This is a genomic window from Streptomyces sp. NPDC017056, assembly GCF_044332485.1.
In the GTDB taxonomy this organism is placed as follows: domain Bacteria; phylum Actinomycetota; class Actinomycetes; order Streptomycetales; family Streptomycetaceae; genus Streptomyces.
The window spans coordinates 16,883-41,050 of sequence record NZ_JBIRPD010000004.1; the positions used below are offsets into that span (position 1 = coordinate 16,883).

Below are 24,168 nucleotides of genomic sequence, written 5' to 3' on the forward strand. Positions count from 1 at the left end.
GCGCGGCTCGCGTCAGACGCGGTCGATGTGGACGTTGGTCGACTTCACGCGGGCGGTGGCCCGCGCGCCGACCTCCAGTCCGAGTTCCTCCACCGCTTCCCGGGTGAGGAGGGAGACCAGGCGGTGCGGCCCGGCCTGGATCTCCACCTGCGCCGCGACGTCGCCCAGTTTGACGGCCGTGACGATGCCGGAGAAGGCGTTGCGGACCGAGGTGTGGGAGGTGTCCTCCTCCGTACTGCCGTTCTTGGCGAGTTCGGTGGAGAAGGCGGCCAGGTCGCGGCCGTCGATCAGCCGGCGGCCGGTCTCGTCCCGGTGGGTGGGGACCCGTCCGGCGTCGGCCCAGCGGCGGGCTGTGTCGGGGCTGACACCGAGCAGGCGCGCCGCCTGGCCGATCGTGTAGGACTGCATGTGCGGCACCGTATGGCAAATGCTGTCTCATCTGCAATTAATCCTGTGGGAAGTACCTGGCAGGTGCGGCCTTGGTTGGAGGAAGTGCCAAGGGCGCCCGCGACGCCCGGGACCGGTGCCGTGGCGCGCCGGGCACCCGGTGCGGGGGCGGAGTCCGGACATACCAGGGGGCGGAGCATCGGACGTGCATGCGAAGCCGTACTCTTTGGAAGGGATGGGGAGGGCATGCCGTAACACGAGGGGAGCGCGGCCCGATGAGTACTCCTACTTCCTCTGCCCGTTCCACGGCCCGGGGTCGGTCAATCATGAAATGGCGACGGCCGGGTGCCGCGCGCGACGACGCGCCGCCGCTCCACGAACGCCCCGTCCTGCACACGGTCCCGCACCCCTCCCCCGACCGCCCGCTGCCCCTGCGGCTCGCCGACCTGGCCGTCGCCGCCTGCACGGCGCAGACGGTCCTGGCCCCGAAGCCGGACCCCCTCGCGCTGCACGCCGCCGAGCTGCTGCACGCGCCCTTCGCCTCGATGGCCGAGGCGGCGATGGGCCGGCCGCTGGACCGGCGGCTGCGCGAACAGCTCGGCCGCCTCGGCCGGGCGGGTGAGCAGCGCGCCCTCCAGGCCGGCGCGGGCGCACCGGGCAAGCGGGGCGCCCTGTGGTCCGTGGGACTGCTGGTGGCCGGCGCCGCCGCGACGAACTGCCGCTCCGACGTGGAGACCTGCGAGGCGGCGGCCACCCTGGCGCGCCTGCCGGACGGCGGCGCCCCCGCGGCCAGCCGGTCGCCCGGCGGCCGGGCCCGGCAGTACTACGGCGTCCCCGGCGCCGTCGGCCAGGCCCGCTCCGGCTTTCCGAACGTGCTGGGCGTGGCCCTCCCCGCGCTGCGCCAGTCCCGCGCCGCCGGCGCCTCGGAGGTGACGGCCCGGATGGACGCGCTGCTCGCGCTGCTGTCCACGGTCGACGACACCACGCTGCTGCAACGCGGCGGTTCGCAAGGGCTGCTGTCGGTGCAGATGGACGCGCGTGACGTGCTGTCCTCGGGCGGCTTCGGCACCGCGCGCGGGCGCAAGGCGTTCGCCCGGCTGGACGCGCGGCTGACCCGTAACGGCCTCACGGCGGGCGGCAGCGCGGCCCTCCTGTCGGCCACCCTGTTCCTGGACTTCCTCTTCGAGGGCCGCTGACCTCCTGAGAACCGGCGGCTCTCCGAGGGACCTCCGAGGGACCCTGACGGCGTTCAGCTCGTCACGTACTGCCGCAGCACCGCACGCAGTTCGGCCTCGAACGCGTCGTAGCGGCGCCGCAGTTCCGCGCCGGGCCAGCCGGCGGGCAGCAGGGCGTCCGGCAGCAGCGGGTCCGCGAGGAGGTGGCGCAGCACCGCGGCCGAGACCGTGAAGCGTCCGGCCGGCGAACCGGCGCCGGACAGCGCCGCGAGCAGCGCGCGGGCCCGCGCCGCCCAGCCGTCCAGGTCCCACAGCCCGCGCGCCAGCGCCGCCGGGTCGCCGTCCGGGGCGCCGGTCAGCAGGGTGCACTGCCGGCCGACCACGGCCGGGCGGGTCCGCCGGAGGTTGGCGGGGCGCAGCCAGGTGCCTTCGCGCAGTTCGGCCATGCGCAGTTCCGTCATGGCCTGGCGCAGCGCGGTGCGCTCGGCGGCCGGGCGCGCTTCGGCGGTGACCACGGCGATCTCCCAGGAGCCGTCCCAGGCGCGGGTGCGCGGCGAGCGGCTTTCGTCCTGCCGCGCCTGGCGTTCCAGCAGGCGCGCGGTCAGCCCGTACGCGCCCTCCTGCTGCTGGAGGTCGCCCGCGGCGACCATCCGGGACAGAGCGACGCGGACGGTGCCCTCGGCGGTGCCGAACAGTTCGCCGACGCGTACCAGGGCGCGCGCCGGGAGCCGGGGCGGATGGTGTCCGAGCAGGGTGCTGAGCACGACGGAGCGGGCGGTGAGCGGCCGGAGGCCGAGGTCCCCGGAATCGTCGCGTACGGGAGCGTCGCGGGTGTCGTGGTCCATCGACCGAAATCCTAACCACGCCCTGCCCCTCGCCCCTCCACTCCATTACACCCTTCCATCACCCGTACGAAATCTGTAACGTCCACGGTATGACCGTCACCCACGAAGTCCTGAACCAGGCTCCGCCGCTGACCGGGTTCAGCGCGGCGGACGACCCCGCCCTGCTCGCGGCACTGCACCGCGCGGACGCCGGCTGGGGCGCGCCGGAAGTACTGGAACTGGGCGCGCTCGCCGGTACGGAAGCGGTCAGGGAACAGTCCCGGATGGCCGAGGAACAGCCGCCCCGGCTGCACACCCACGACCGCTTCGGCCACCGGATCGACGAAGTGGAGTTCCACCCCGCCTGGCACCGGCTGATGACCGTGGCGGTGGAGCACGGGCTGCACGCCGCACCGTGGGCCGACCCCCGCCCCGGCGCCCACCTCGTGCGCGCGGCGAAGTTCCACGTCTGGTCGCAGGCCGAGCCGGGACACGGCTGCCCGGTCTCCATGACGTACGCCGCCGTCCCCGCGCTGCGCGCCGAACCGGCCCTGGCGCGGCAGTACGAGCCCTTGCTGACGGCCCGCTCGTACGACTACGGGCTGCGGCCGCCACTCGGCAAGACCGGCCTGATCGCGGGCATGTCGATGACGGAGAAGCAAGGCGGCTCCGACGTGCGGGCCAACACGACCCGGGCGGTGCCGGCCGGCGACGGCACGTACCGCATCACCGGCCACAAGTGGTTCACCTCCGCGCCGATGAGCGACGTCTTCCTGGTGCTCGCACAGACGGCCGAAGGGCTGAGCTGCTTCCTGCTGCCGCGCGTACTGCCCGACGGCACCCGCAACGGGATGCGCCTGATGCGCCTCAAGGACAAACTGGGCAACCGCTCCAACGCGTCCTCCGAGATCGAATACGACGAGGCGGTGGCCTGGCCCGTCGGCGAACCGGGACGCGGCGTGCGGACCATCGTCGAAATGGTGAACATGACGCGGCTGGACTGCGTGATCGGCTCGGCCGCCGGAATGCGCGCCGGGCTGCGGCAGGCACTGCACCACACCGCGCACCGCCACGCGTTCGGCCGCGCCCTGTCCGAACAGCCCCTCATGCAGGCGGTACTGGCGGACCTCGCCATCGAGTCGGAAGCGGCCACGACGCTGGCGATGCGGCTGGCGACCGCCGTGGACGGGGCACAGGCCGGCGACGCGGGCGAGGCCGCGCTGCGCCGGCTGGGGCTGGCCGTCGGCAAGTACTGGGTGTGCAAGCGGGGCAGCGCGCACGCGGCGGAGGCCCTGGAGTGCCTGGGCGGCAACGGCTACGTGGAGGAGTCGGGCATGCCGCGCCTCTACCGCGAAGCACCCCTGCTGTCCATCTGGGAGGGTTCCGGCAACGTCGCCGCGCTCGACGTGCTGCGCGCCCTCGCCAAGGAACCAGCCTCACTGGACGCGTACTTCGCCGAGGTCGACGCGGCCGCAGGCGCCGACCGGCGGCTGGACGCCGCGGTGGCCGGAATCCGCAAGACGCTCGGCACACTCGACGACCCGGAGCGGGCCCAGCGCGCCGCCCGTTCACTGGCCGAGCGGATGGCCCTCGCACTCCAAGGGGCGCTGCTCGTACGGCACAGCATCCCGGCGGTCGCGGACGCGTTCTGCGCCTCACGGCTCGACGGCGAATGGGGGCACGCCTTCGGAACGCTGCCCGCCACGGCCGACCTGGTGGCGATCCTGGAACGAGCACGCGTCAAGTCCCCGTCGGAGGCCGCCGCATGAGCGGCCCGCCCCCTGCCGTACGCGTCGAACGCGCCGGCCCGGTGACCACCGTCATCCTCTCCCGCCCCCACGCGCGCAACGCCGTCGACGGCGCGACCGCCTCCGCCCTGGCCGCCGCGTTCCGCGAGTTCGCCGCCGACGACGACGCGCACGCCGCCGTCCTGTGGGGCGAGGGCGGCACGTTCTGCTCCGGCGCCGACCTCAAGGCGGTCGGCACCGCGCGCGGCAACCGGGTCGCGGCGGACGGCGACGGCCCGATGGGCCCCACCCGGATGCGGCTGGACAAGCCCGTGATCGCCGCGGTCAGCGGGCACGCGGTGGCGGGCGGCCTGGAACTGGCCCTCTGGTGCGACCTGCGGATCGCGGAAGAGGACGCGGTCTTCGGCGTGTTCTGCCGCCGCTGGGGCGTCCCGCTGATCGACGGCGGCACGGTACGGCTGCCCCGGATCGTCGGCACCGGCCGCGCCCTGGACATGGTGCTGACCGGCCGGCCGGTCGGCGCCACCGAGGCCCTGCACATGGGCCTGGCCAACCGAGTGGTCCCACCCGGCCGGTCCCGCACAGAAGCCGAAGCCCTCGCCACCGCCATCTCCCGCTTCCCCCAGGCATGCCTACGCAGCGACCGCGCGTCCCTGCTGGCACAGGAAGGCCAACCGGAACAAACCGCGATGGCCACCGAACTCCGCCACGGACAGGCCGTACTGGCCGAGGCCATGAAAGGCGCGGCCCGATTCGCCTCGGGGGCGGGGCGGCACGGTGAGATGGATGCGTAGATATGCAAGACCGTGCCACCGGAGGGATGGGACACTCACCTGGTGGGCAAACCAAGGAATTCCTGGGTCAATACGACGCACGACTGGTCCGGCTTCGTCGACGCGGATCACCTGGAACACATCCGGCGGAATTCGGCAGAGTTCGCTCCGGGCGGACCGTGGCACCTCGTTCTTGAGGTCCTTGCCTACGCCGCCGACGAAGCAGCCGGCAAAGGTGCGGGCCGTTGTGCCGTCGTTCTCCATTCCGATGGTTCACTGTCCGTGCAGGACGACGGACGGGGCACCGACACCCGCGTGGACGAGCACGGCCGGTACGTGAAAAAGCCGGTCATGGCTACGAAAGATCTCCGGTTCTTCGACTTCCCCCAGGCCGAGGTACTGCCTGACGGCCATCCTCGGCGCGGTATGTCCGTGGTCGCGGCGCTCAGCGAGTGGCTTGTCCATACCAACCGCCGCCTAAACGGCGCCTGGACCCAGCGCTATGAACACGGCCTACCGGCCATCGGCCTCGACCCTGTCGAGGCCGATGGCACCACCGGGACTCTGGTTCATTTCAAGCCGGACGAGTCGCTGGGCGCGGTGACCGTGCCGGGGAACGGCGACCTTTCGCGCCTGGCCGCAGTCTGGCCCCGACTCGAAGTTCAGGTAGCCGTTCGCGGAAAAGCCCTGCGGTAGTCCGACGGCGATACCCCCACCCGTTTGAGGAAGTGGTGGCGGAGGTTGTTTGCTGTGCCCAGGCCGCTTAGGTCGCTGATTTTTTCTACTGGCAGGTCTGTTGCCTCCAGGAGGCTTTGGGCGTGTGCCAGGCGTTGGTCCAGGAGCCATTGGAGAGGGGTCGTGCCGGTGGCTGCCTGGAGTCGGCGGTAGAGGGTTCGCGGGCTCAGCGCGGCGCGTTCGGCGAGGTCTTCGACGGTCAGGGGGCGGTCGAGGTTGGCGCGGGCCCAGGCCAGGACGGGGGCCAGGCCCTCGTCGTCGGTGGTGGGTACGGACAGGTCGACGAACTGTGCCTGGCCGCCCGGGCGGTGGGCGGGTACGACCATGCGGCGGGCCAGTTGGTTGGCCACGTGCGCGCCGAGGTCGCGCCGTACGAGGTGGAGGCAGAGGTCGAGGCCCGCCGTCAGGCCGGCGCTGGTGAGCACGTCGCCTTCGTCCACGTACAGCACCGAGTCGTCGACCCGCACCTTCGGGTAGCGCTCGGCCAGTTGGGCGGTGTGCATCCAGTGGGCGGTGGCGCGGCGGCCGTCGAGCAGGCCCGCTTCGGCGAGCGCGAAGGCCCCGGTGCACAGCGACACCATGCGGGCGCCGGCGTCGTGGGCGCGGCGCAGCGCGGTGATCAGGGCGGGCGGCAGCGGCCTGCCGTCCTCGACGCAGGGGTCGGGGACGGAGGGGACGACGACGGTGTCCGCGTGCACGAGGTCGTCCAGCCCGTAGGGCGTGCGCAGGCTCAGTCCGGACGGGCCCGCGGGGGCGTCCTGGGCGTCTGTCTCCCCCGTTCCGCACAGCCGCAGGTCGTACCAGGGTTCGGCCAGGTCGGGCTGTGGCTTGCCGAAGACGGTGCAGGGGATGCTCAGTTCGTACAGGTCCCAGGAGGGGACCCCGATTTCCTCGGTCACGACCACCGCGACGGATCCAGCGCTCATGTGCCAAGGATAGGGCAGCAAGGCGGCAGGAATTTGGTGGTAACCGTCAGTACTGCCACTGGTCCGGCGTGCCGGGCGCTGCGAGCGTGGGCCGTACGTGATCAACCGCCGGCCCGACCACCGCCGGCGGACGTACGAGGAGAGTGACATGCGGACCGAACGCGCGACCGTGACGGTGCTGGGGCTGGGTTCGATGGGGTCGGCGCTGGCCGACGCGCTGCTGGCGGCCGGCCATGCGACGACGGTGTGGAACCGGTCGGCGCACCGGGCCGCGGCCTTGGCCGAGCGGGGCGCCGTGCCGGCCGCGACGCCCGCGGAGGCGGTCGCGGCGAGTCCGCTCGTGATCGTCTGCGTGCTGGACCACGCGGCGCTGCACGCCGTCCTCGACCCGGTGGCCGGTTCGCTGGCGGGCCGGACGCTGGTCAATCTCACCTCCGGTTCGCCCGAGCAGGCCGCCGAGGCCGCCGCGTGGGCGCGGTCGCACGGTGCGGGCTATCTCGACGGGGCGGTCATGACGACCCCGCCGGGTGTCGGCAACCCGGAGATGATGTTCCTTTACAGCGGCCCGCGCGAGGTTTTCGACGCCCACCGCCCGGTCCTCGCCGCGCTGGGCGACCCGCTGCACCTGGGTACCGACCCGGGCCTGGCGTCGCTGTACGACGCCGCGCTGCTCGGCCTCATGTGGGCCACCATGACGGGCTGGCTGCACGGCACCGCGCTCGTCGGCACCGAGGGGGCGCAGGCCACCGCCTTCACCCCGGTCGCGATCCGCTGGCTGGGCGCGGTGAACGGTTTCCTCACGACGTACGCGTCCCAGGTGGACGCCGGCCGCTACCCGGGCGACGACGCCACCGTCGACGTCCAGATCGCCGCGATCGACCACCTCATCCACGCCGCGGCGGCGCGCGGCATCGACAACGCGCTGCCCGAACTGCTGAAAGCCACCATGGAACGCGCCCGCGAAGCGGGCCACGGCTCCGGCAGCTACGCGAGCGTCGTCGAGGTCCTCAAGGGCGAGGCGGCCGGCCGGTGACCACGACGACGCATGCGGCACCGCCCGCCACCGCACCGCCCGCCACCGCGTGGCCCGGTCTGCTGGCCGCCGCCACCGACGCCTGCCTGGACGCCCTCCTCGAAGGCGCCGGCCAGGACTGGTCGCGGCCGGCGGGCGGCCTCGAATGGGCCTGCCGGGAGACTCTCGACCACCTCGCCCTCGGGCTGACCGGCTACGCGGGCCTGCTGATCGCCCGCCCCACCGACCGTTACATCACCCTTTTCGCCTCCCTGGACCCCCAGGCGCCGGTGCCCGCCTGCCTGGAAGGGCTCCGCATCGCCTCGTCCCTGCTCGGTTCCACGGTGCGCGACACGCCGGCCGGCGTCCGGGCCTGGCATCCGTGGGGGCACGCCGACGCCGCGGGCTTCGCCGCCATGGGCGTCACGGAGCTGGTCCTCCACACGTACGACATCACCCGCACGCTCGGCCCGGCCTGGGCTCCGGACGACGCCCTCGCCGCCGCCGTCCTGGCCCGCCTCTTTCCCGACGCCCCGCCCGCTCCGGCCGGGTTCGGCCCGTTCGACCTGCTGCTGTGGTGCACGGGGCGGGCCGCGCTGCCCGGGCTTCCGCGGCGTACGGAGTGGCAGTGGGACGGCACCGTGCGGTGACGCCGCTGGGCGGGCATCCCCACGGGCACCCCCCTTCTTGAACACGTTCAACCCGTCGCGTACTGTCGTGCGCGACGGGTCTTGAACACGTTCAAATCGGCTTCGGCCGGGACAGGGGGGACCGTGACCGCTCTGGTCGCTCTCATCGTCATGCTCGGGATGTGCGCCGTGATCCCGATGGGGCTCGCGCTCATCGACGAGCCGGGGCTTCGCCGGCTGCGGCGCGGCTGGCCCGTGGCCGCCGTGGCGGGCTCGGCCGCGCTCTGGCTGCCGCGCGGCGCCGCCGCGACGGCGCTCGCCACCGCCTACGCGCTGGCCACCCTCGCCCTCGCGCTGCACGCGCCGCGCCGGCTGCTGCGCACCCGCAGCCTCGCGCCCCGCGAGATCGCGGTACTGACCGCCCTCGTCACCCCGGCCGTCGCCGGGACCGCGCTGGTCGCCGAGCGCTCGGGCCACCAGCTGTTCGGCTTCGACCTGCGCATCCTGTCGCTGACCGTGCCGCACTTCCACTTCGCCGGTTTCGCCGCCGCCCTGGTGGCCGGGCTGGTCTGCCGCGCCGCGGGGCCCGGCCGGGCCGGACCGCTCGCCGCGCTCAGCGTGCCCGTGGGCACCCTGCTCGTGCTGGCCGGCTACTTCGTCGACGACTGGGCCGAGCTGGCCGGCGCGGTCGTCCTCACCGCCGGCATGTGGCTGGTCGCGCTGCTCACCTGGCGCGACCTGCGCACCACCGCACCGGACCGCACCACCCGGGCCCTGCTCGGCGTCTCCGCTGCCGTACTCCTGGCGACCATGCTGCTCGCCCTGAGCTGGGCGCTCGGCGAGGCAACCGGCATCCCGCACCCCACACTGGCATGGATGGCGGCCACCCACGGCCTCGGCAACGCGCTGGGCTTCGCCCTCTGCGCGCTGCTCGCCTGGCGCCGCCTCCGGGCCCACCCCAGCGCGCACCGCCCCACCCCGTACCGCCCGACCGCGTCCGCAACCGAGGAAGCAGGCACCCCGGCATGACACCCTCACCTTCCGCCCCCTTCAACTACGCCGAGGAAGGCGCGACCCGGCGCCACCCGCTGCCCGGCGGCTACCGCCACCTGCACGAGGCGACCTACCTCGGGCACGGCCGCGCCGTCCTCGAAGCCGCGGGCGAGGCGGTCGCCACCTTCCGGATGCACCGCGCGGCGGGCGTCCGGGTCCGGGCGTCGGCCGCGAAGGCCGCGCCCGGCGTGGCGGTCGTGTGCGACCTGGGCCTCGGCCCGGCGCGGCTGCCCGCGCCCTGCCGGGTGGTGTGGAGCGAGTACGGGAGCGAGCGCATCGGCTTCGCGTACGGCACGCTGACCGGTCATCCGCAACGCGGCGAGGAGTCGTTCGTGGTCGAGATGCGCGACGACGGCGCCGTGTGGTTCACCATGACGGCTTTCAGCAGGCCGGGCCGCTGGTACACGCGGCTGGCGGGCCCGCTGGTCCCGGCCTTCCAGCGGCTGTACGCGCGCCACTGCGGCCGCACCCTGCGCCGGCTCGCCACCGGTCCCCGCTGACCTGCGGCCCGCCCGCCGGGCCCGCGAGCCCCTCCCACCCCGCCCTTCCCTTACGTCCACACGGAGTTCATGGTTCCGCCACCAGCTGCCCCGCCACCCGTGAAAGAAACCGACCATGTGTGGAGACGAGCTGATCCCGCCGCGGGCGGACATGACCGAGGACCAGTGGCTGCGGACGGCCGGCCCCGGGCTCCCCGACGGGACCGCGCCACAGGCCGGGCCCGGCGCGCGGCCCCGGGCACGCGGCGTGCACCGGCGGACGCTGCTGGGCGGTGCGGTGGCGGGAGCGGCGCTGGCCGCGGTGCCGTTCGGGGCGCAGCGGCCGGCGGTCGCCGCTCCGCGCGCGGGCGGCCCGGAGCGCTTCCCGCTCCCGTCCGCGCCCGGCCCCTCCGGCGAGTACGCCGTCCTGGTCACCGGTGACGCCGGGACGGGCAAGGCGGAGCAGTACGCGGTCGCCGAGGCGGCCCGGGAAATCTGCCGTACCGAGCACGTCGGGCTGGCGGTCGGCCTCGGGGACAACATCTACGAGAACGGGCCCGAGTCCGACCACGACCCGGAGTTCCAGGAGAAGTTCGAACAGCCCAACACCGGCATCGACATACCGTGGCTGATGGTGCTGGGCAACCACGACTGCTCGGGGCTGATACCCGGCAGCGGCGGCGACCCGTCGCGCGGTGACCGCGAGGTCGCCTACGCCGCCACGTCCCGCCGCTGGTACATGCCGGGCCGTTACTACAACGTCACCCTCCCGGCGGGCGGCGCCCAGAGCGACCCGCTCGTCGAGTTCTTCGCCCTCGACACCAACCCGGTCGCCTCCTACGTCGTGCAGACCGACCCGCACTACCGGTGGAACGGCCCGTACATGCGCGAGCAGCGGCGCTGGCTGGACGCCGCGCTGAGTGCCTCCCGCGCGCGCTGGAAGGTGGTGCTGGCCCACCACCCGTACCTGAACAACGGTCAGCACGGCAGCGCCGGCTCGTACGACGGGTTCGTCATCGGGGACTACACCAGCGGCATCCACCTCAAGGAGCTGTACGAGCAGGTGGTGTGCGGCCGCGCCGACCTGATCCTGTCCGGCCACGACCACACGCTCCAGGTCCTGGAGCCCACCGACCGCACGCGCGGCACCCGGCAGCTCGTGTGCGGCGCCGCCGCCAAGGCCGGCGACGGCAGGGCGCACTTCACGCACCCCGCCGCCTGGCAGGACTTCTCCCGGAACGGGTTCATGGTGGTGAAGGTGTCGGCCGCAGCTCTGACGATCGACGCGTACACGGTCGACGTCGCCACGAAGAAGGCCGGGCTCGCCCACCGGACCCGGACCGCGCGGCCGGTGGCGGCAGGATCCCGGGTGCCGGCGGAGGCCGGGTAACCGCGGACGTACCACCCGCAACCGGTTGAAAATGCGCGAACCGGAATGCTGTCCTAGGGTGAGCCCATGGCCGCTTCCCGGTTGCGATGGCTCCCCTCCGGCGGACCGCGAACGGAAGCGGCGGGCGTGGTGGCCCCGGCGTCGCCGGCCCCGGCTGCCTGGCGGGCAGCCGGGGCCGGCACGCCACAGCAACACCGGCCGCGACCCGCCCGGACGGCGGCACGGGGACGCAGCGCGACATGACCGGACGGGACGGCGTGCCTCCGGGCGCCTACGACCCGCGCCGCGACGACCCGCACCGGGCCGCCGGGACGCCACCCGGCACGGACCGCGCCGGGGACCGGCCGCCGCTGGAGCCGGTGCCGCTGCGCAACCGGCTGGGCCTCAACCGGACCGGCACCTTCGACTGGGACCTCGAACGCGGCGTCCTGGAACTCGACCCGTGCGGGCTGGAGGTCTTCGACCTGCGCCCCGAGGAGTACGACGGGCGGCCCGCCACCCTGACCACCCGGGTGGCGCCCGAAGAGGGCTACCGGCTGGACGCGGCGGTCTCCCAGGCCGTCCAGAGCGGAGCGCACTCGTACGGCGCCTACTTCCGCGTGCACTGCCGGGACGGCGCGCCCCGCTGGACGCACACCAGGGGCCGCATCCTGCGCGACGCGCGCGGCCGGCCGTACCGGATCGTCGGCCTCGTACAGGAAGCGGGCACCGAACTGGCCGACTCCGCGCTGCTGCGGTCGCTCAGGGAGGACCGGCAGCGGCAGACCCAGATGGTGCAGCAGACCACGGCGGCGCTCTCCCGCGCCCTGTCCGTCGCGGACGTCACCCGGGTACTGACCGGCACGGGCGGCGCCCGCCGCTTCGGCGCCGACGCGCTGATCCTCGGGCTCGTCGACAACGACCGGTTCGAGGTCATCGCGAGCACCGGGCTGCCCGGCGCCACCCCCGAGGAGATGCTGGCCTCCCGGCTCGACGACACGCTGCCGCTGTCGGACGCCGCGCTGTCGCGCCGCGCCACGTTCCTGGGCTCGCGCGGCGAACTGATCGCCCGCTACCCGCGGCTGCGCCCCTACCTGGACCGGGTGCCCATGGGCAGCGCCGTCTTCCTGCCGCTGGTGGCACAGGACCGGGTCGTCGGAGCGCTCGGGCTGTTCGGCTCCGAGCCCAAGCAGCACTCCGCCGAGGACCGCAACCTGGCGCTCGCGCTGGGCGGCGTCGTGGCCCAGTCGCTCCAGCGGGCCATGCTCTTCGACCAGGAGCGGGAGTTCGCCACCGGGCTCCAGGCGACGATGCTGCCGCGCCGGGTGCCGGACATCGCCGGCGGCGAGGTCACCGTCCGCTACCACGCGGCGCGCACCGGGCGGGACATCGGCGGCGACTGGTACGACGTCATCCCCCTGCCCCAGGGGCGCACCGGGCTGGTCGTCGGCGACGTCCAGGGCCACGACACGCACGCGGCGGCGGTGATGGGGCAGTTGCGCATCGCGCTGCGCGCGTACGCCACCGAGGGGCACTCCCCGGAGACGGTGCTCGTGCGGGCGTCCCGCTTCCTCGCCGAGCTGGAGACCGAACGGTTCGCCACCTGTACGTACGTCCAGGCGGACCTGGAGTCGGGGGCCCTGCACCTCGCACGGGCCGGCCACCTGGGGCCACTGGTCTGGGACGCGGCCGGGCACACCGACTGGCACCCGGTACGGGGCGGGCTGCCGCTGGGGCTGGCCACCGCGTTCGGCCAGGACCACTTCCCCGAGACCCAGCTGTTCCTGGAGCCGGACTCGATGCTCCTGCTGTGCACCGACGGCCTCGTCGAACAGCCAGGCCAGGACATCGCGGCCGGCATCGACGCGCTCACCGCGGCCGTACGCGACGGGCCCGCCGACCTCGAAGCGCTGGCCGACCGGCTCTCCGACCAGCTGTGGGCGCGGCCCGGCTCCGGCGACGACATGGCACTCGTCCTCCTGCACCGCGACCCGTCCCCCGGAACCACCACCGCGACGCCCCGCATCCGCCTGCACGTCCACCAGGCCGACCCGTCAGGGGCCTCGGAAGTACGGGCCGTGCTGCGGCGCATGATGGACCAGTGGCGGGCCGGCCCGGTCGCGTACGACATCGAAGTGGCCGCCACCGAACTCGTCACCAACGCGCTGACGCACACCGACAGCGGGGCGCTGGTGACGGCGGAACTCCTCCCCGCCGGGACCGGCGCGCGGGGCGGCGGCCGGCGCCGCATCCGCCTGGAGGTCGAGGACCGCTCCAGCCGCTGGCCCCGCCGCCGCACCCCCGGCGAAACGGCCACCTCCGGCCGGGGCCTGATGATGGTCGAGGCGCTGGCCGACTCGTGGGGCGCGGAGCCGAGGGGAGCGGGAAAGGCCCTCTGGTGCGAATTCGCCCTGCCGGGCGAGGAGTAGCCTCCTGCCCGCCGGCCCGGCGGGCAGGAGGCCCCCTCACGCCCCGTGCCAGACCGTCGTCGCGTTGCAGAATTCGCGGATGCCGTGGCCGGCCAGTTCGCGGCCGTAGCCGGAGCGTTTGACGCCGCCGAAGGGCAGGGCGGGGTGGGAGGCGGTCATGCCGTTGAAGAAGATGCCGCCGGCCTCGATGTCGCGGATCAGGCGGTCCTGTTCGTCCTCGTCGCGGGTCCACGCGTTGGAGCTGAGGCCGAACGGTGTGTCGTTGGCGGTGGCGATCGCCTGGTCCAGGTCGTTGACGCGGTAGAGGGTGGCGACGGGCCCGAACGCCTCCTCGTGGTGGATGCGCATCTCGGGGGTGATGCCGGCCAGTACCGTCGGCTCGTAGAACCAGCCGGCGGACAGCTTCTCCGGCCGTTTGCCGCCGCACAGGGCGGCCGCTCCGCGGCGGACCGCGTCGTCGACCAGTTCCTCCAGGTCCGAGCGGCCCTGCTCGCTCGACAGCGGGCCGACGTCGGTCGACTCCTCCATCGGGTCGCCGACGGTCAGCGCGGCCATCCGTTCCGTGAACCGCACCGCGAACTCGTCGTAGACGTCGGTGTGCACGATGAAGCGCTTGGCGGCGATGCAGGACTGGCCGTTGTTCTGGACGCGGGCGGTGACGGCGGTGCGCACGGCCGCGTCGAGGTCGGCGGACGGCAGCACGATGTACGGGTCGCTGCCGCCGAGCTCCAGCACCGTCTTCTTGATCTCGTCACCGGCGATCGAGGCGACCGAGCGGCCCGCCGGTTCGCTGCCGGTGAGGGTCGCGGCGGCGACGCGGCGGTCGCGCAGGATGTTCTCGATCTCGCCGGAGCCGACCAGCAGGGTCTGGAAGCAGCCGTCGGGGAAGCCCGCGCGGCGCAGCATGTCCTCCACGTACAGCGCGGTCTGCGGCACGTTGGAGGCGTGTTTGAGCAGACACGTGTTGCCCGCCATCAGGGCGGGCGCGGCGAACCTGATCACCTGCCAGAGGGGGAAGTTCCAGGGCATGACCGCGAGGACGGTGCCCAGCGGGCGGTAGCGGACGTAGGCGCGGGACGCTCCGGCGTCCTTGGCGTCGCCGGCGTCCGGCACCTCGTCGGCGAGCAGTTCCTCGGCGTGGTCCGCGTACCAGCGCATGGCCTTCGCGCACTTGGCGGCCTCCGCGCGGGCGGCCGCCAGTGGCTTGCCCATCTCGGTGGTCATCGTGCGGGCGATGCCGTCCTGGCCCGCTTCGAGCAGGCCGGCGGCGTTGCGCAGCAGTTCGCCGCGTTCGGCGAAGGATGTCGTGCGGTAGCTGCGGAACGCCCGCTCGGCCCGGTCGAGCCGGTCCTCGATCGCGCCCGCGTCGAGCGCGTCGAAGGTCTTGAGGGTCTCGCCGGTCGCCGGGTTGACCGTGGCGATGGCCATGGGATGCACCTCCCGAAGGGTGTGAGGGGGAAGGGGGTGGTGGGGGTGGTGGGGAAAAGGGGTCAGGTGAGTGGGCCGGGGGCCGGCGACGGCTCCGGTACGGGGTCGGGGCCCGGCGGGCGCGGCACGGGGTCGGGGTTGGGTGTCGGCGGCTGCGGCGCGGGCGGCGGCGGGGTGGGGTCGGGCGGTCCCGGCACCGGCGGCCCGGGGGTCGGCCCCGGCGCGGGGCCGGGGCCCGGCCCCGGTTCGGGCCCGCCGGGCCCCGGGGACGGCGTGGGCGTCGGCGGGGCGGGCTCGCGCTCCAGCCCCGGTTCCGGCGTGCGCGTACGGTGCGGTGTGGCGTGCCGCTCCACAGCAGACCTCCTGGGTCGGACGGCATGTGGTTCTCCGGCCCCGGTACCCGGGTTTCGCCCGTCTATCGCCCCGGCGTACGACGGATTGCGGGAGCGGGTGCGTACGGGGTCGCGACAGGCGCGGTCCGCCGCGCCCGCTGTCCGGTTCGCGCGGTGCCGCACGGTGTCCGCGGCCTTACATTGCGCTCATGACCTCCGCGAGGGCCCTGGCGTCCGCGGCCTGCGCGGCCGCGCTCGCCCTCGGCGTGCCCGCTGCCGCCCCGGCCGTGCCCCGCTCCCCCGCCGCCGCGCCGGCCGGCGCGGCCGGGCCGCTGCCCACCCGGATGGCCGACACCGGCGGCGGCAGCCAGCTGATCACGGCCAGGGCGGCGGGCCCGCGCTCGACAACCGGCACGGTCAGCTGGTGGGAGCGGCACCGGGGCCGCTGGCAGCGGGTCGGTTCGGCGCCCGCCCGCTTCGGCGCGAACGGACTGACCGAGGGCCGCACGCGCAAGCAGGGCACCTCGACGACGCCCACGGGCCTGTACGACCTGCCGTTCGCCTTCGGTCTGCGCGAGGCGCCGGCCGGTACGACGGTTCCGTACCGGCCGGTGCGTGCCTCGTCCTGGTGGTGCCAGGACAACGCCTCGACCGCGTACAACCGGTGGGTGGACCCGCGCCCGCGCGACTGTGCGGCGAAGGAGGCCGAGCGGCTGGCCGACTACCGGGTGCAGTACGGCCGGGCGCTGGTCGTCGGTTTCAACTACCACCGGCCGGTGCGCGGCCGCGGCGCGGGCATCTTCCTGCACGTCAACGGGCGTGGCGCGACGGCGGGCTGTGTGTCCGTACCGGCGCGCGCGATGGCGCGCATCGTGGCGTGGGTGAAGCCCGCCGCCCGCCCGCACCTGGCGATCGGCACGGATTCCGGCCCCACGGCGATCACCCGCTACTGACGGCCCGTCGAAGAGCGCGGGAAAAGTACGGACGGCCGTGAAAAGAAGTCATGGGTCTGGCGAGGTATCGCCAACTGCTGTGTACTGGCGCCCACTTGCCTCACCTTCTTTATTCGGTAGCCGAAGAAAACAGGGGGCGTCGGCAGCCGGAACCCGACGCCCCGAGCCGAAAGACTTCGCCATGATCGTTACCGAGGTCCCGCCATGACCACCACCGAGCCAGGCTCCGCCGCGCACGTCCTCGAACTCGTCGCCACCGGCACCGCCCGCTCGCGCGCCGACCTCGTACGGGAGCTGGGGCTCGCCGCCTCCACCGTCTCCGCGCGCGTCCAGGAGCTGGTCGACGCCGGGCTGCTGGCCGAGTCGGGCGAAGGCGTCTCGCGCGGCGGCCGCCGCCCCCGCCTGCTGCGCGTCCCGGACGGCGGCACCGTGGCCCTCGCCGCCGACCTGGGCAGCCGTCACATCCGCACCGGAGCGGTGGGCCTGACCGGCGCCGGCTTCGACATCGGCGAGTGCGCCTTCGACCTGACGGCGGGCCCCGGGCCGGCCGTCGGCCTGCTCGCCGAGCGGCTGACCGCCCTCGCCGGGCGCCAGCGCGCGGCCGGCCGCACGGTGGGCGGTGTGGGCATCGGCTTCCCCGGCCCGGTCGACCCCGCGTCGGGCCGCGTCCTCGCCCCGTCCCGGATGCCTGGCTGGCATCAGTACGAGCTGCGCGACCGGCTCGCCGAGCGGCTCGGCCTGCCCGTCCTGGTCGACAACGACGCCAACGTCCTGGCCCTGGGCGAACACCGGGCCGCCCACCCGGAGCTGCGGCACCTCGTGGTGGTCAAGGCGGGCCGCGGCGTCGGCTCGGGCGTGATCAGCGACGGGCGGCTGTACCGGGGGGCCCGCGGCTCGGCCGGGGACATCAGCCACGTACGGGTGGAAGCCGCCGCCGAACGCCCCTGCTCGTGCGGCAACGTCGGCTGCCTGGAGACCGTGGCCGGCGGCGCCGCGATCGCCGCGGCGCTCCGCGGGCAGGGCATCGCGGCCGACTCCACCACCGACATCCTGCGGCTCGTCGAGGACGGCGAGCCGCACGCCACGACCCTGGTGCGGCAGGCCGGGCGGCACATCGGCGCGGTGCTCTGCGTCGTCGTGAACTTCTTCAACCCGGAGGCCGTGATCCTGGGCGGGGCGCTGTCCGCCGCCGAGCCCCTGGTCGCGGCGGTCCGCGGCGTGCTGTACGAACGCTGCCCGCCGATGGCGACCAGCGAGCTGGCCATCGCCGCGGCGGGCTGCGGCCCGGACGCCGGGCTGCTCGGCGCCGGGCACGCCGCGCTGCGCGAACTGGTCGCCGACGGCGGCCTGCCGCTCGTACGGCCCTGACGCGCCCTCACCCCCGGCCGCGTGGACCGGGACCTGCTACGGCCGGGCCATCACCGGGTGGCGCGTCCGGTCGGCCCGTTATGTGCGGCGCCGACGCATGACCGCCCGTACGGTGGAGAGGCGCTCCCTGATCACCTTTCCCCGACGGAGGGCCCCGATGGAGTCGCCGACCCCGCTCACCGAGAGCGAACTGCTCGACCTCGACGCCCACTGGCGGGCGCTGAACTACCTCGCCGCCGGCCAGATCTACCTGACCGGCAACCCGCTGCTCACCGAGGAGCTGCGGCCCGAGCACATCAAGCCCCGGCTGCTCGGCCACTGGGGCACCTGCCCGGGACTGAACCTCGTCTACACCCACGTCAACCGGGTGATCAGCACGCACGGGCAGGACGCGGTGTGCGTGTGGGGCCCGGGGCACGGCGGGCCCGCGGTCTTCGCCGGTGCCTGGCTGGAGGGGACGTACGGGGAGCTGAATCCGGACATCGGGCGGGACGCGGCCGGGATGGCCCGGCTGTTCCGCCAGTTCTCGTTCCCCGGCGGGGTGCCCAGCCACGCCGCGCCGAACGTGCCGGGCTCGTTCCACGAGGGCGGCGAGCTGGGCTACTCCCTCTCGCACGCGTACGGCGCCGCGCTGGACAACCCGGACCTGCTGGTGGCGTGCGTGATCGGCGACGGCGAGGCGGAGACCGGGCCGCTGGCCGCGTCCTGGCACGCGAACAAGTTCCTGGACCCGGCGCACGACGGCGCCGTCCTGCCGATCCTGCACCTGAACGGCTACAAGATCGCCAACCCGGCGGTCCTCGCCCGCCTGGACGACGACGAGCTGGACGCGCTGCTGCGCGGCTACGGGCACGAGCCGCTGTACGTCACCGGCTCCGACCCCGCCCAGGTGCACCGCGACATGGCCGCCGCCATGGACACCGCGCTGCACCGCATCCGCGAGGCCCAGCGCGCCGCCCGCGACGGCGGGGAGCGGACCCGCCCCCGCTGGCCGGCGATCGTACTGCGCACCCCCAAGGGCTGGACCGGCCCCGGCGAGGTGGACGGCGCCCCCGTCGAGGGCACCTGGCGCGCCCACCAGGTCCCGCTGGCCGGCGTCCGGGACAACCCGGACCACCTGCGCCAGCTGGAGAGCTGGCTGCGGTCGTACGCGCCGGGCGAGCTGTTCGACGGCGAGGGCCGGCCGGTGGACCGGGTGCTGGCCTGCGTGCCGCACGGCGACCGGCGGCTCGGCTCCTCCCCGCACGCCAACGGCGGCCGCCTCGTCCGCTCGCTGCCGCTGCCCGACCCCGGGAAGTACGCGGTGCCCGTCGACAAGCCCGGCACCCGGATGCACGAGCCGACCCGGGTCCTCGGCGGCCTGCTGCGCGACCTGATGGAGCGGACCGCGGGAAGCCGCGACTTCCGGCTGTTCGGCCCGGACGAGACGGCCTCCAACCGCCTCCAGGACGTGTACGACGCCACCGACAAGACCTGGCAGGCCAGGACCGAGCCCACCGACGAGCACCTGGGCCGGCACGGGCGGGTCATGGAAGTGCTCTCCGAGCACCTGTGCCAGGGCTGGCTGGAGGGGTACGTGCTCTCCGGCCGGCACGGGCTGTTCTCCTCGTACGAGGCGTTCGCGCACATCGTCTCCAGCATGGCCTCGCAGCACGTCAAGTGGCTCCAGTCGGCCCGCGACATCCCCTGGCGGCGCCCGGTGGCGGGCCTGAACTACCTGCTGACCTCGCACGTCTGGCGCCAGGACCACAACGGCTTCTCCCACCAGGACCCCGGCTTCGTCGACCACGTCCTCAACAAGGACCCGCACACGGTCCGGGTGTACCTGCCGCCGGATGCCAACAGCCTGCTGTGCGTGGCCGACCACGTGCTGCGGACCAAGGACGTGGTCAACGTGGTCGTCGCCGGGAAGCAGCCGTGCTTCGACTGGCTGGACATGGAGCAGGCGCGGGCGCACTGCGCGCGCGGCGCCGGCATCTGGGAGTGGGCCGGCACCGAGAAGCCCGGCACCCGCCCCGACGTGGTGCTCGCCTGCGCGGGCGACGTGCCGACGCAGGAGACGCTGGCTGCCGCCGCCCTGCTGCGCGAGAAGTTGCCGGAACTGTCCGTACGGGTCGTCAACGTCGTCGACATGACCCGGCTCCAGCCCAACGAGGAGCATCCGCACGGGATGACGGAGCGGGAGTTCGAGGCGCTGCTGCCGCACGACGTGCCGGTGGTCTTCGCGTACCACGGCTACCCGTGGCTGGTGCACCGGCTCACCTACCGCCGGGCCGTCCACCCCAACCTGCACGTGCGCGGCTACAAGGAGATGGGCACCACGACCACGCCGTTCGACATGGTCGTGACCAACGACCTGGACCGCTACCGGCTGGTGATGGACGTGGTCGACCGGGTGCCGGGCCTCGCGGTGCGGGCCGCGGGGGTGCGGCAGGCGATGGCGGACGTACGCCTGCGCCACCACAGCTGGATCCGGGAGCACGGCACGGACCTGCCGGAGGTCGTGGACTGGAGCTGGCCGGGCTGAGGCCGGGCGCCCTCAGGGCCGCGGGTCCCGGGCGTCGTACCGTGCGAAGTCGCGCCGCCACAGGGCCAGGAGCAGCACCGCGACGACGCAGGCGGCACCGCCGCCGACGACCGCCACGGCCGGTGTGGCGAGGTCGGCCGCCGACCCCGCCAGGAAGTCGCCGAGCCGGGGGCCGCCCGCGACCACGACGACGAACACGCCCTGGAGGCGGCCGCGCATCCGGTCCGGCGCGGCCGCCTGGAGCATGGTGCCGCGGAAGACCATCGAGATGGTGTCGGCGCAGCCGGCGACGGCCAGGAAGAACAGGCCGAGCCACAGGTGGCGGGTCAGGCCGAAGCAGGCCATGGCCGCGCCCCAGGCGGCCACCGAGACGAGGATGGCCAGGCCGTGCCGCCGTACGGCGCCGAGCCACCCGGAGAACAGCGCGCCGAGCACGGCGCCGACCGCGGGCGCGGCGGCGAGCAGGCCCACCGTCTTCGCGTCGCCGCCGAACCAGAGGACGGCGATGGCGGGGAACAGCGCGCGGGGCTGGGCCAGCACCATGGCCGCCAGGTCGGCGAAGAAGGTCATCCGCAGGTTGGGCCGGGTGGCCAGGAAGCGCAGCCCTTCCAGGACCGAGGGCCGTCGCGGTGCCTCGTCGCCGCCGTGGTCGGGGCGCATGGCGGGCAGCCGCCACATGGCGTACAGGGCGGCCGTGAAGCAGACCACGTCGATCAGGTACGCGGCCTGGTAGCCCCACAGGCCGACGAAGACGCCGCCGAGCATCGGCCCGCCCATCATCCCGAGGGTGGTGGTGAGCGAGCTGAGGGCGTTGGCGGCGGGCAGTTGCCCGGGCGGCAGCAGGCGCGGGATCATCGACGAGCGGGCGGGCGAGTTCAGCGCGAAGCACACCGCCTGGAGGGCGACGACCGCGTACAGCACCCAGACCTGCCGTACGTCCAGGAGCGCGGCGGCGGCCAGGGCGACGGACAGCAGGGTGGCGCCCACCGCGCTGAACAGGCCGAGTTTGCGGCGGTCGACGGTGTCGGCGATGGCGCCGCCGTACAGCCCGAAGGCGACCAGCGGTATCAGGGAGCACAGGCCGACCGCGCCGACGGCGAACGTGGAGCCGGTGAGGGCGTACACCTGGAGGGAGACCGCGAGGGCGGTCATCTGCTGGCCGACCCAGGAGACGGTGTTGCCGAACCACAGGCGCCGGTAGTGCGCCGAGGCGCGCAGCGGGGTGAGGTCGGCGAAGACGCGGGCCCACAGGCGCCGGGGTTCGGTGGTGGGTATGGCAGGAGTCACGGGGCAGTAAAGCACGATCGGTGGTGGTGACACATACCGGGCGGGGCACCCGGTGGCCGTTCCTCAGTCTCCCGAAAGGCCGTACACGCGGCGGGCGTTGCCGGCGGCGACCAGTGCCGCGACGCGGTCGGCGTCCGCCGCCGACCAGGCGCCCGAGCGCACCCAGCCGGTCAGCACCTCCGCCAGCGCCGTACGGAAGGCGGCGCTGCCGACGGTGTAGAGCTCGGGCAGGCCGTAGGCGTCGGTGGAGAACAGCAGCTTGCCGAAGGGCGCCAGCTCCAGGAACCCGGCCAGTACGGCCGCGGCGCGCGGTCCGGTGTGCCCCAGGGCCAGCCCGACGTCGGCGTACACGTGCGGGAACACGGCGGCCAGGTAGGCGGCTTGGCGGTGGTACGGGTAGCAGTGCAGCAGGACCAGGTCGGTGCCGGTGCCCGCGGTGGCGTGGGCGAAGTCGGTGAGCAGCGCCGGGTCGGCGCGGTGCAGGCGCAGGTCGGGGTCGCCGAAGCCGGTGTGCAGCTGGAGCGGGCGGCCGGTGCCGGCGGCGAGCCACAGCAGGTGGCGCAGCAGGACCGGGTCGGTGAGCCGGCCGGCGCCGGTGGCGAGCCAGGCGCGGGCGGCGGCCGCCGCCTGGGCGTGGGTGGGCGGTTCGGGTGCCAGGGCCAGGCCGTGGCGGTAGGCGGCGACGGACTTGAAGCCCACGGCGGTGCGGGCCGCGTCCCGTACCGCGTCGGCGAGGCCGGCCGTGAACACCTCGGCGGCCGCGTCGGCGCCCGTCGCCGCGCCCTCCCCCGCCCGTACGCCGGCCGCGACCCGTTCCGCCAGCGTCTCCAGGCGGACGATCTCGTGCCCGGTGGCGCCGCCGGCCGCGGCCGTCTCGTGCGCGCCGGTGAGGTCGCCCGGCAGGCCGGTGTCGACCAGGTACGTGCCGATGCCGGTGCCGCCGAGCAGCAGGCGCCGGGTCTCGGCCGCGCCCAGTTCCCGCCGCCTGGCCAGGTAGTCGCCGGGCGGGCAGTGCGGCGCGAGGCCGAGCAGCGGCGGGCACCAGCGGCGCACGGCGAAGCCCGTCTGGGTGTCGAAGAACGTGGTGCCAGCGGCGGCGGGCCGGTCCGACTCGGTCAGGTACGACTCGAACTCGGCGGCCGTCAGGTCGCCGCGCAGCACGCCGTGGCAGTGCTGGTCCACCAGCGGCGGCAGGTCGAGGTCCGGGCCGCCGCCGGTGCCGCCCGTCGTCATCAGTACCTCCAGCGGGTCGCGGCGGCGATCTCTTCGGGCTCGACGCCTTCGAAGTGCGCCTCCTCGGCGCGGCGTACCGCGATCACGGCGCCGTGCAGCACCTCGCCCATGGCCTCGGCCAGCACCGTCGAACGGGCCAGCAGGTCGGTGGACTCGGTCAGGGACGACGGGAGCCGGACGATGCCGCGGCGGGCGCGTTCGCGTACGCCCAGGGCGCCCGGGTCGCCGGCGACCGGCGGCGGCAGCGCGGTGCCCGCCGACATGCCGTGCAGGCCCGCGGCGAGCACCGCGCCGACCGCCAGGTACGGGTTGGCCGCGGCGTCGAACGGCTTGATCTCGGCGTGGCCGCCGTCCGGGTCGCCGGGCGCGCCGGTGACCAGGCGCAGCGCGGCCTCTCTGTTCTCCACGCCCCAGCACTGGTAGGCCCCGGCCCAGGCGGAAGGGGCCAGCCGCAGGTAGCTCGCGGGCGAGGGGCAGCCGACGGCGAGCAGGGCGGGCAGCGTCTCCAGGACGCCGGCGAGGAATCCCACCGCGTCGGGGTCCAGGCCCCACTTCTCGTCCGGGGCCCGGTGCAGGCTGCGTTCGCCGCGGCTCAGGCTGAGGTGGAGGTGGCAGCCGTTGCCGACCTGCCCGGCGGCGACGGTGGGCGCGAAGCTGGCCCGCAGGCCGTGCCGCAGCGACACCGCCCGTACGGTCTCCCGGACGAGCACCAGGTCGTCGGCGGCGCGCAGCGGGTCGGCGGCGGCGGTGGACACCTCGAACTGGCCCGGCGCGTACTCGGGGTGGAGTTGCAGGACGTCGATGCCCTGGAGGGCCAGTGCCTCGGCGACGTCGCGGAGGTAGTCGGAGAGTTCGACGACCCGGCTCATGCCGTAGGCGGGGCCGACGCAGGGGTATTCGAGGGGTTCGCCCGTTCCGGCGGAGCCGTCGAGGCGCCCGGTGCCGGCCGCGCCGCCCGGCTGCCCGCCGGGTCCCGGTGCGCGGGCGACCACCCATTCCGTCTCGAAGCCCATCCGCAGGGTGAGTCCCGCGTCGGCGGCGCGGTCCACCATGCGGCGGGCGAACTGCCGCTGGCAGCCGGGGTGCGGCGCGCCGAGCTGGTCGTAGCGGTCCACCGGCGCCCAGGCCCAGCCGGGCTGCGCCGCCAGCACGGTGAGCCGGTCCAGGTCGGGGAAGAGCCGCAGGTCGCCGTCGGGCCCGCCGAGGTGGGCGGAGGCGGTGATCGCGTCGTCGGCGGTGAAGACGTCGAAGACCGGGGACATGCCGACGCCGCGTTGCACGGCGGGCGCCAGGCGGGCGGTCGGCACGGTTTTGGTCCGGGCGATGCCCGCGTTGTCGACCCAGGTCAGGGCGATGGCGCGGACTCCTTCCGCGTCCAGCTTCGCCGCCGCCTGGCGGGCGTCCCCCCACTGCTGCTGCGCAGGCCCCGGTCCCATAGCGCGTGTCCCCATTTCACCGTGTCGGTCCCTCGGCGGCCGATTCCGCCCCGGCCGCCCCGGCC

General features: G+C 74.5%; 20 protein-coding genes. 13 read left to right on the forward strand and 7 right to left on the reverse strand.

Features of this window, described 5'->3' with window-relative positions; genetic code table 11:
• Positions 1 to 12: 12 nt before the first annotated feature.
• The gene (locus tag ACH4OW_RS08550) at positions 13 to 408 is read right to left on the reverse strand and encodes a helix-turn-helix transcriptional regulator (RefSeq protein ID WP_360130495.1); all 396 of its coding nucleotides are present in this window, start codon (positions 406 to 408) and stop codon (positions 13 to 15) included.
• A gap of 305 nt (positions 409 to 713) precedes the next feature.
• Here ACH4OW_RS08550 and ACH4OW_RS08555 point away from each other — a divergent pair, with 305 nt between their 5' ends.
• On the forward strand, positions 714 to 1,583 hold the full coding sequence (locus ACH4OW_RS08555; RefSeq protein WP_360130498.1) for a triphosphoribosyl-dephospho-CoA synthase: 870 nt from the start codon (positions 714 to 716) through the stop codon (positions 1,581 to 1,583).
• 53 nt (positions 1,584 to 1,636) lie between these two features.
• Here ACH4OW_RS08555 and ACH4OW_RS08560 read toward each other — a convergent pair whose 3' ends face one another.
• Positions 1,637 to 2,407, reverse strand: a complete 771-nt coding sequence (locus ACH4OW_RS08560; protein ID WP_398026047.1) for a PaaX family transcriptional regulator C-terminal domain-containing protein — start codon at positions 2,405 to 2,407, stop codon at positions 1,637 to 1,639.
• Positions 2,408 to 2,496: 89 nt separating this feature from the next.
• Between ACH4OW_RS08560 and ACH4OW_RS08565 the strand changes: the two genes are divergently transcribed.
• From ACH4OW_RS08565 to ACH4OW_RS08575, 3 genes are read left to right on the forward strand one after another with little or no spacing between them, the layout of a single operon-like run.
• Positions 2,497 to 4,155, forward strand: coding sequence for an acyl-CoA dehydrogenase family protein (locus tag ACH4OW_RS08565; protein WP_398026049.1), 1,659 nt, complete (start codon positions 2,497 to 2,499; stop codon positions 4,153 to 4,155).
• Positions 4,152 to 4,928 (forward strand): crotonase/enoyl-CoA hydratase family protein, encoded by a 777-nt coding sequence (locus ACH4OW_RS08570; RefSeq protein ID WP_360130507.1) that lies wholly within the window; start codon positions 4,152 to 4,154, stop codon positions 4,926 to 4,928. Before ACH4OW_RS08565 ends, ACH4OW_RS08570 begins: the two co-directional genes overlap by 4 nt.
• Positions 4,929 to 4,970: 42 nt before the next feature.
• Positions 4,971 to 5,603 carry an ATP-binding protein gene (locus ACH4OW_RS08575; protein ID WP_398026050.1) on the forward strand — a complete coding sequence of 211 codons (633 nt, stop codon included), beginning with the start codon at positions 4,971 to 4,973 and terminating at the stop codon, positions 5,601 to 5,603.
• On the opposite strand, the gene ACH4OW_RS08580 is transcribed toward ACH4OW_RS08575, so the two are convergent.
• The gene (locus ACH4OW_RS08580) at positions 5,570 to 6,568 is read right to left on the reverse strand and encodes a GlxA family transcriptional regulator (RefSeq protein WP_398026052.1); all 999 of its coding nucleotides are present in this window, start codon (positions 6,566 to 6,568) and stop codon (positions 5,570 to 5,572) included. The two genes, ACH4OW_RS08575 and ACH4OW_RS08580, sit on opposite strands and share 34 nt — an antisense overlap.
• Positions 6,569 to 6,716: 148 nt before the next feature.
• On the opposite strand from ACH4OW_RS08580, the gene ACH4OW_RS08585 reads away from it, so the two are divergent.
• The 6 genes from ACH4OW_RS08585 (at position 6,717) to ACH4OW_RS08610 (ending at position 13,539) form a co-directional block, all read left to right on the forward strand.
• On the forward strand, positions 6,717 to 7,601 hold the full coding sequence (locus ACH4OW_RS08585; RefSeq protein ID WP_398026054.1) for an NAD(P)-dependent oxidoreductase: 885 nt from the start codon (positions 6,717 to 6,719) through the stop codon (positions 7,599 to 7,601).
• Entirely contained in the window at positions 7,598 to 8,230 is a 633-nt protein-coding gene (locus tag ACH4OW_RS08590; RefSeq protein WP_398026056.1) for a maleylpyruvate isomerase N-terminal domain-containing protein, read from the forward strand. The genes ACH4OW_RS08585 and ACH4OW_RS08590 overlap by 4 nt, the downstream gene beginning before the upstream one ends.
• 123 nt (positions 8,231 to 8,353) lie before the next feature.
• The gene (locus ACH4OW_RS08595) at positions 8,354 to 9,238 is read left to right on the forward strand and encodes a YndJ family protein (RefSeq protein ID WP_398026058.1); all 885 of its coding nucleotides are present in this window, start codon (positions 8,354 to 8,356) and stop codon (positions 9,236 to 9,238) included.
• Complete coding sequence (locus ACH4OW_RS08600) at positions 9,235 to 9,762, forward strand: DUF1990 family protein (protein ID WP_398026060.1); 528 nt, start codon at positions 9,235 to 9,237, stop codon at positions 9,760 to 9,762. Before ACH4OW_RS08595 ends, ACH4OW_RS08600 begins: the two co-directional genes overlap by 4 nt.
• A gap of 115 nt (positions 9,763 to 9,877) precedes the next feature.
• On the forward strand, positions 9,878 to 11,131 hold the full coding sequence (locus ACH4OW_RS08605; protein WP_398026062.1) for a metallophosphoesterase: 1,254 nt from the start codon (positions 9,878 to 9,880) through the stop codon (positions 11,129 to 11,131).
• Between the two features lie 239 nt (positions 11,132 to 11,370).
• The gene (locus ACH4OW_RS08610) at positions 11,371 to 13,539 is read left to right on the forward strand and encodes a SpoIIE family protein phosphatase (RefSeq protein ID WP_398026625.1); all 2,169 of its coding nucleotides are present in this window, start codon (positions 11,371 to 11,373) and stop codon (positions 13,537 to 13,539) included.
• Positions 13,540 to 13,575: 36 nt separating this feature from the next.
• Here the strand turns inward: ACH4OW_RS08610 and ACH4OW_RS08615 are convergent, their stop codons facing one another.
• A complete protein-coding gene (locus ACH4OW_RS08615) occupies positions 13,576 to 14,967 on the reverse strand; it encodes an NADP-dependent succinic semialdehyde dehydrogenase (protein WP_360130533.1) in 1,392 nt (463 codons plus the stop codon).
• A 541-nt stretch (positions 14,968 to 15,508) separates the two neighbouring features.
• Between ACH4OW_RS08615 and ACH4OW_RS08620 the strand changes: the two genes are divergently transcribed.
• The 3 genes from ACH4OW_RS08620 to ACH4OW_RS08630 all read left to right on the forward strand — a co-directional run bounded on the left by ACH4OW_RS08620 (position 15,509) and on the right by ACH4OW_RS08630 (position 20,147).
• Positions 15,509 to 16,252, forward strand: coding sequence for a L,D-transpeptidase (locus ACH4OW_RS08620; protein WP_398026064.1), 744 nt, complete (start codon positions 15,509 to 15,511; stop codon positions 16,250 to 16,252).
• Positions 16,253 to 16,456: 204 nt separating this feature from the next.
• Complete coding sequence (locus ACH4OW_RS08625) at positions 16,457 to 17,620, forward strand: ROK family protein (protein ID WP_398026066.1); 1,164 nt, start codon at positions 16,457 to 16,459, stop codon at positions 17,618 to 17,620.
• Positions 17,621 to 17,777: 157 nt separating this feature from the next.
• Positions 17,778 to 20,147 (forward strand): phosphoketolase, encoded by a 2,370-nt coding sequence (locus ACH4OW_RS08630; protein WP_398026068.1) that lies wholly within the window; start codon positions 17,778 to 17,780, stop codon positions 20,145 to 20,147.
• Positions 20,148 to 20,159: 12 nt separating this feature from the next.
• On the opposite strand, the gene ACH4OW_RS08635 is transcribed toward ACH4OW_RS08630, so the two are convergent.
• From ACH4OW_RS08635 to ACH4OW_RS08645, 3 genes are read right to left on the reverse strand one after another with little or no spacing between them, the layout of a single operon-like run.
• Complete coding sequence (locus ACH4OW_RS08635; RefSeq protein ID WP_398026070.1) at positions 20,160 to 21,449, reverse strand: MFS transporter; 1,290 nt, start codon at positions 21,447 to 21,449, stop codon at positions 20,160 to 20,162.
• A 48-nt stretch (positions 21,450 to 21,497) separates the two neighbouring features.
• Positions 21,498 to 22,667, reverse strand: coding sequence for an amidohydrolase family protein (locus ACH4OW_RS08640; protein ID WP_398026072.1), 1,170 nt, complete (start codon positions 22,665 to 22,667; stop codon positions 21,498 to 21,500).
• A complete protein-coding gene (locus ACH4OW_RS08645) occupies positions 22,667 to 24,103 on the reverse strand; it encodes a glutamine synthetase family protein (protein ID WP_398026074.1) in 1,437 nt (478 codons plus the stop codon). Before ACH4OW_RS08645 ends, ACH4OW_RS08640 begins: the two co-directional genes overlap by 1 nt.
• Positions 24,104 to 24,168: the final 65 nt, after the last annotated feature.

Coding starts and splice junctions, on each gene's coding strand:
- ACH4OW_RS08645 (WP_398026074.1), bottom strand. CDS start 24,103: ATGGGACCGGGGCCTGCGCAGCAGCAGTGGGGGGACGCCCGCCAGGCG.
- ACH4OW_RS08625 (WP_398026066.1), top strand. CDS start 16,457: ATGACCACCACCGAGCCAGGCTCCGCCGCGCACGTCCTCGAACTCGTC.
- ACH4OW_RS08585 (WP_398026054.1), top strand. CDS start 6,717: ATGCGGACCGAACGCGCGACCGTGACGGTGCTGGGGCTGGGTTCGATG.
- ACH4OW_RS08605 (WP_398026062.1), top strand. CDS start 9,878: ATGTGTGGAGACGAGCTGATCCCGCCGCGGGCGGACATGACCGAGGAC.
- ACH4OW_RS08560 (WP_398026047.1), bottom strand. CDS start 2,407: ATGGACCACGACACCCGCGACGCTCCCGTACGCGACGATTCCGGGGAC.
- ACH4OW_RS08630 (WP_398026068.1), top strand. CDS start 17,778: ATGGAGTCGCCGACCCCGCTCACCGAGAGCGAACTGCTCGACCTCGAC.
- ACH4OW_RS08570 (WP_360130507.1), top strand. CDS start 4,152: ATGAGCGGCCCGCCCCCTGCCGTACGCGTCGAACGCGCCGGCCCGGTG.
- ACH4OW_RS08555 (WP_360130498.1), top strand. CDS start 714: ATGAAATGGCGACGGCCGGGTGCCGCGCGCGACGACGCGCCGCCGCTC.
- ACH4OW_RS08580 (WP_398026052.1), bottom strand. CDS start 6,568: ATGAGCGCTGGATCCGTCGCGGTGGTCGTGACCGAGGAAATCGGGGTC.
- ACH4OW_RS08550 (WP_360130495.1), bottom strand. CDS start 408: ATGCAGTCCTACACGATCGGCCAGGCGGCGCGCCTGCTCGGTGTCAGC.
- ACH4OW_RS08615 (WP_360130533.1), bottom strand. CDS start 14,967: ATGGCCATCGCCACGGTCAACCCGGCGACCGGCGAGACCCTCAAGACC.
- ACH4OW_RS08565 (WP_398026049.1), top strand. CDS start 2,497: ATGACCGTCACCCACGAAGTCCTGAACCAGGCTCCGCCGCTGACCGGG.
- ACH4OW_RS08610 (WP_398026625.1), top strand. CDS start 11,371: ATGACCGGACGGGACGGCGTGCCTCCGGGCGCCTACGACCCGCGCCGC.
- ACH4OW_RS08600 (WP_398026060.1), top strand. CDS start 9,235: ATGACACCCTCACCTTCCGCCCCCTTCAACTACGCCGAGGAAGGCGCG.
- ACH4OW_RS08620 (WP_398026064.1), top strand. CDS start 15,509: ATGACCTCCGCGAGGGCCCTGGCGTCCGCGGCCTGCGCGGCCGCGCTC.
- ACH4OW_RS08640 (WP_398026072.1), bottom strand. CDS start 22,667: ATGACGACGGGCGGCACCGGCGGCGGCCCGGACCTCGACCTGCCGCCG.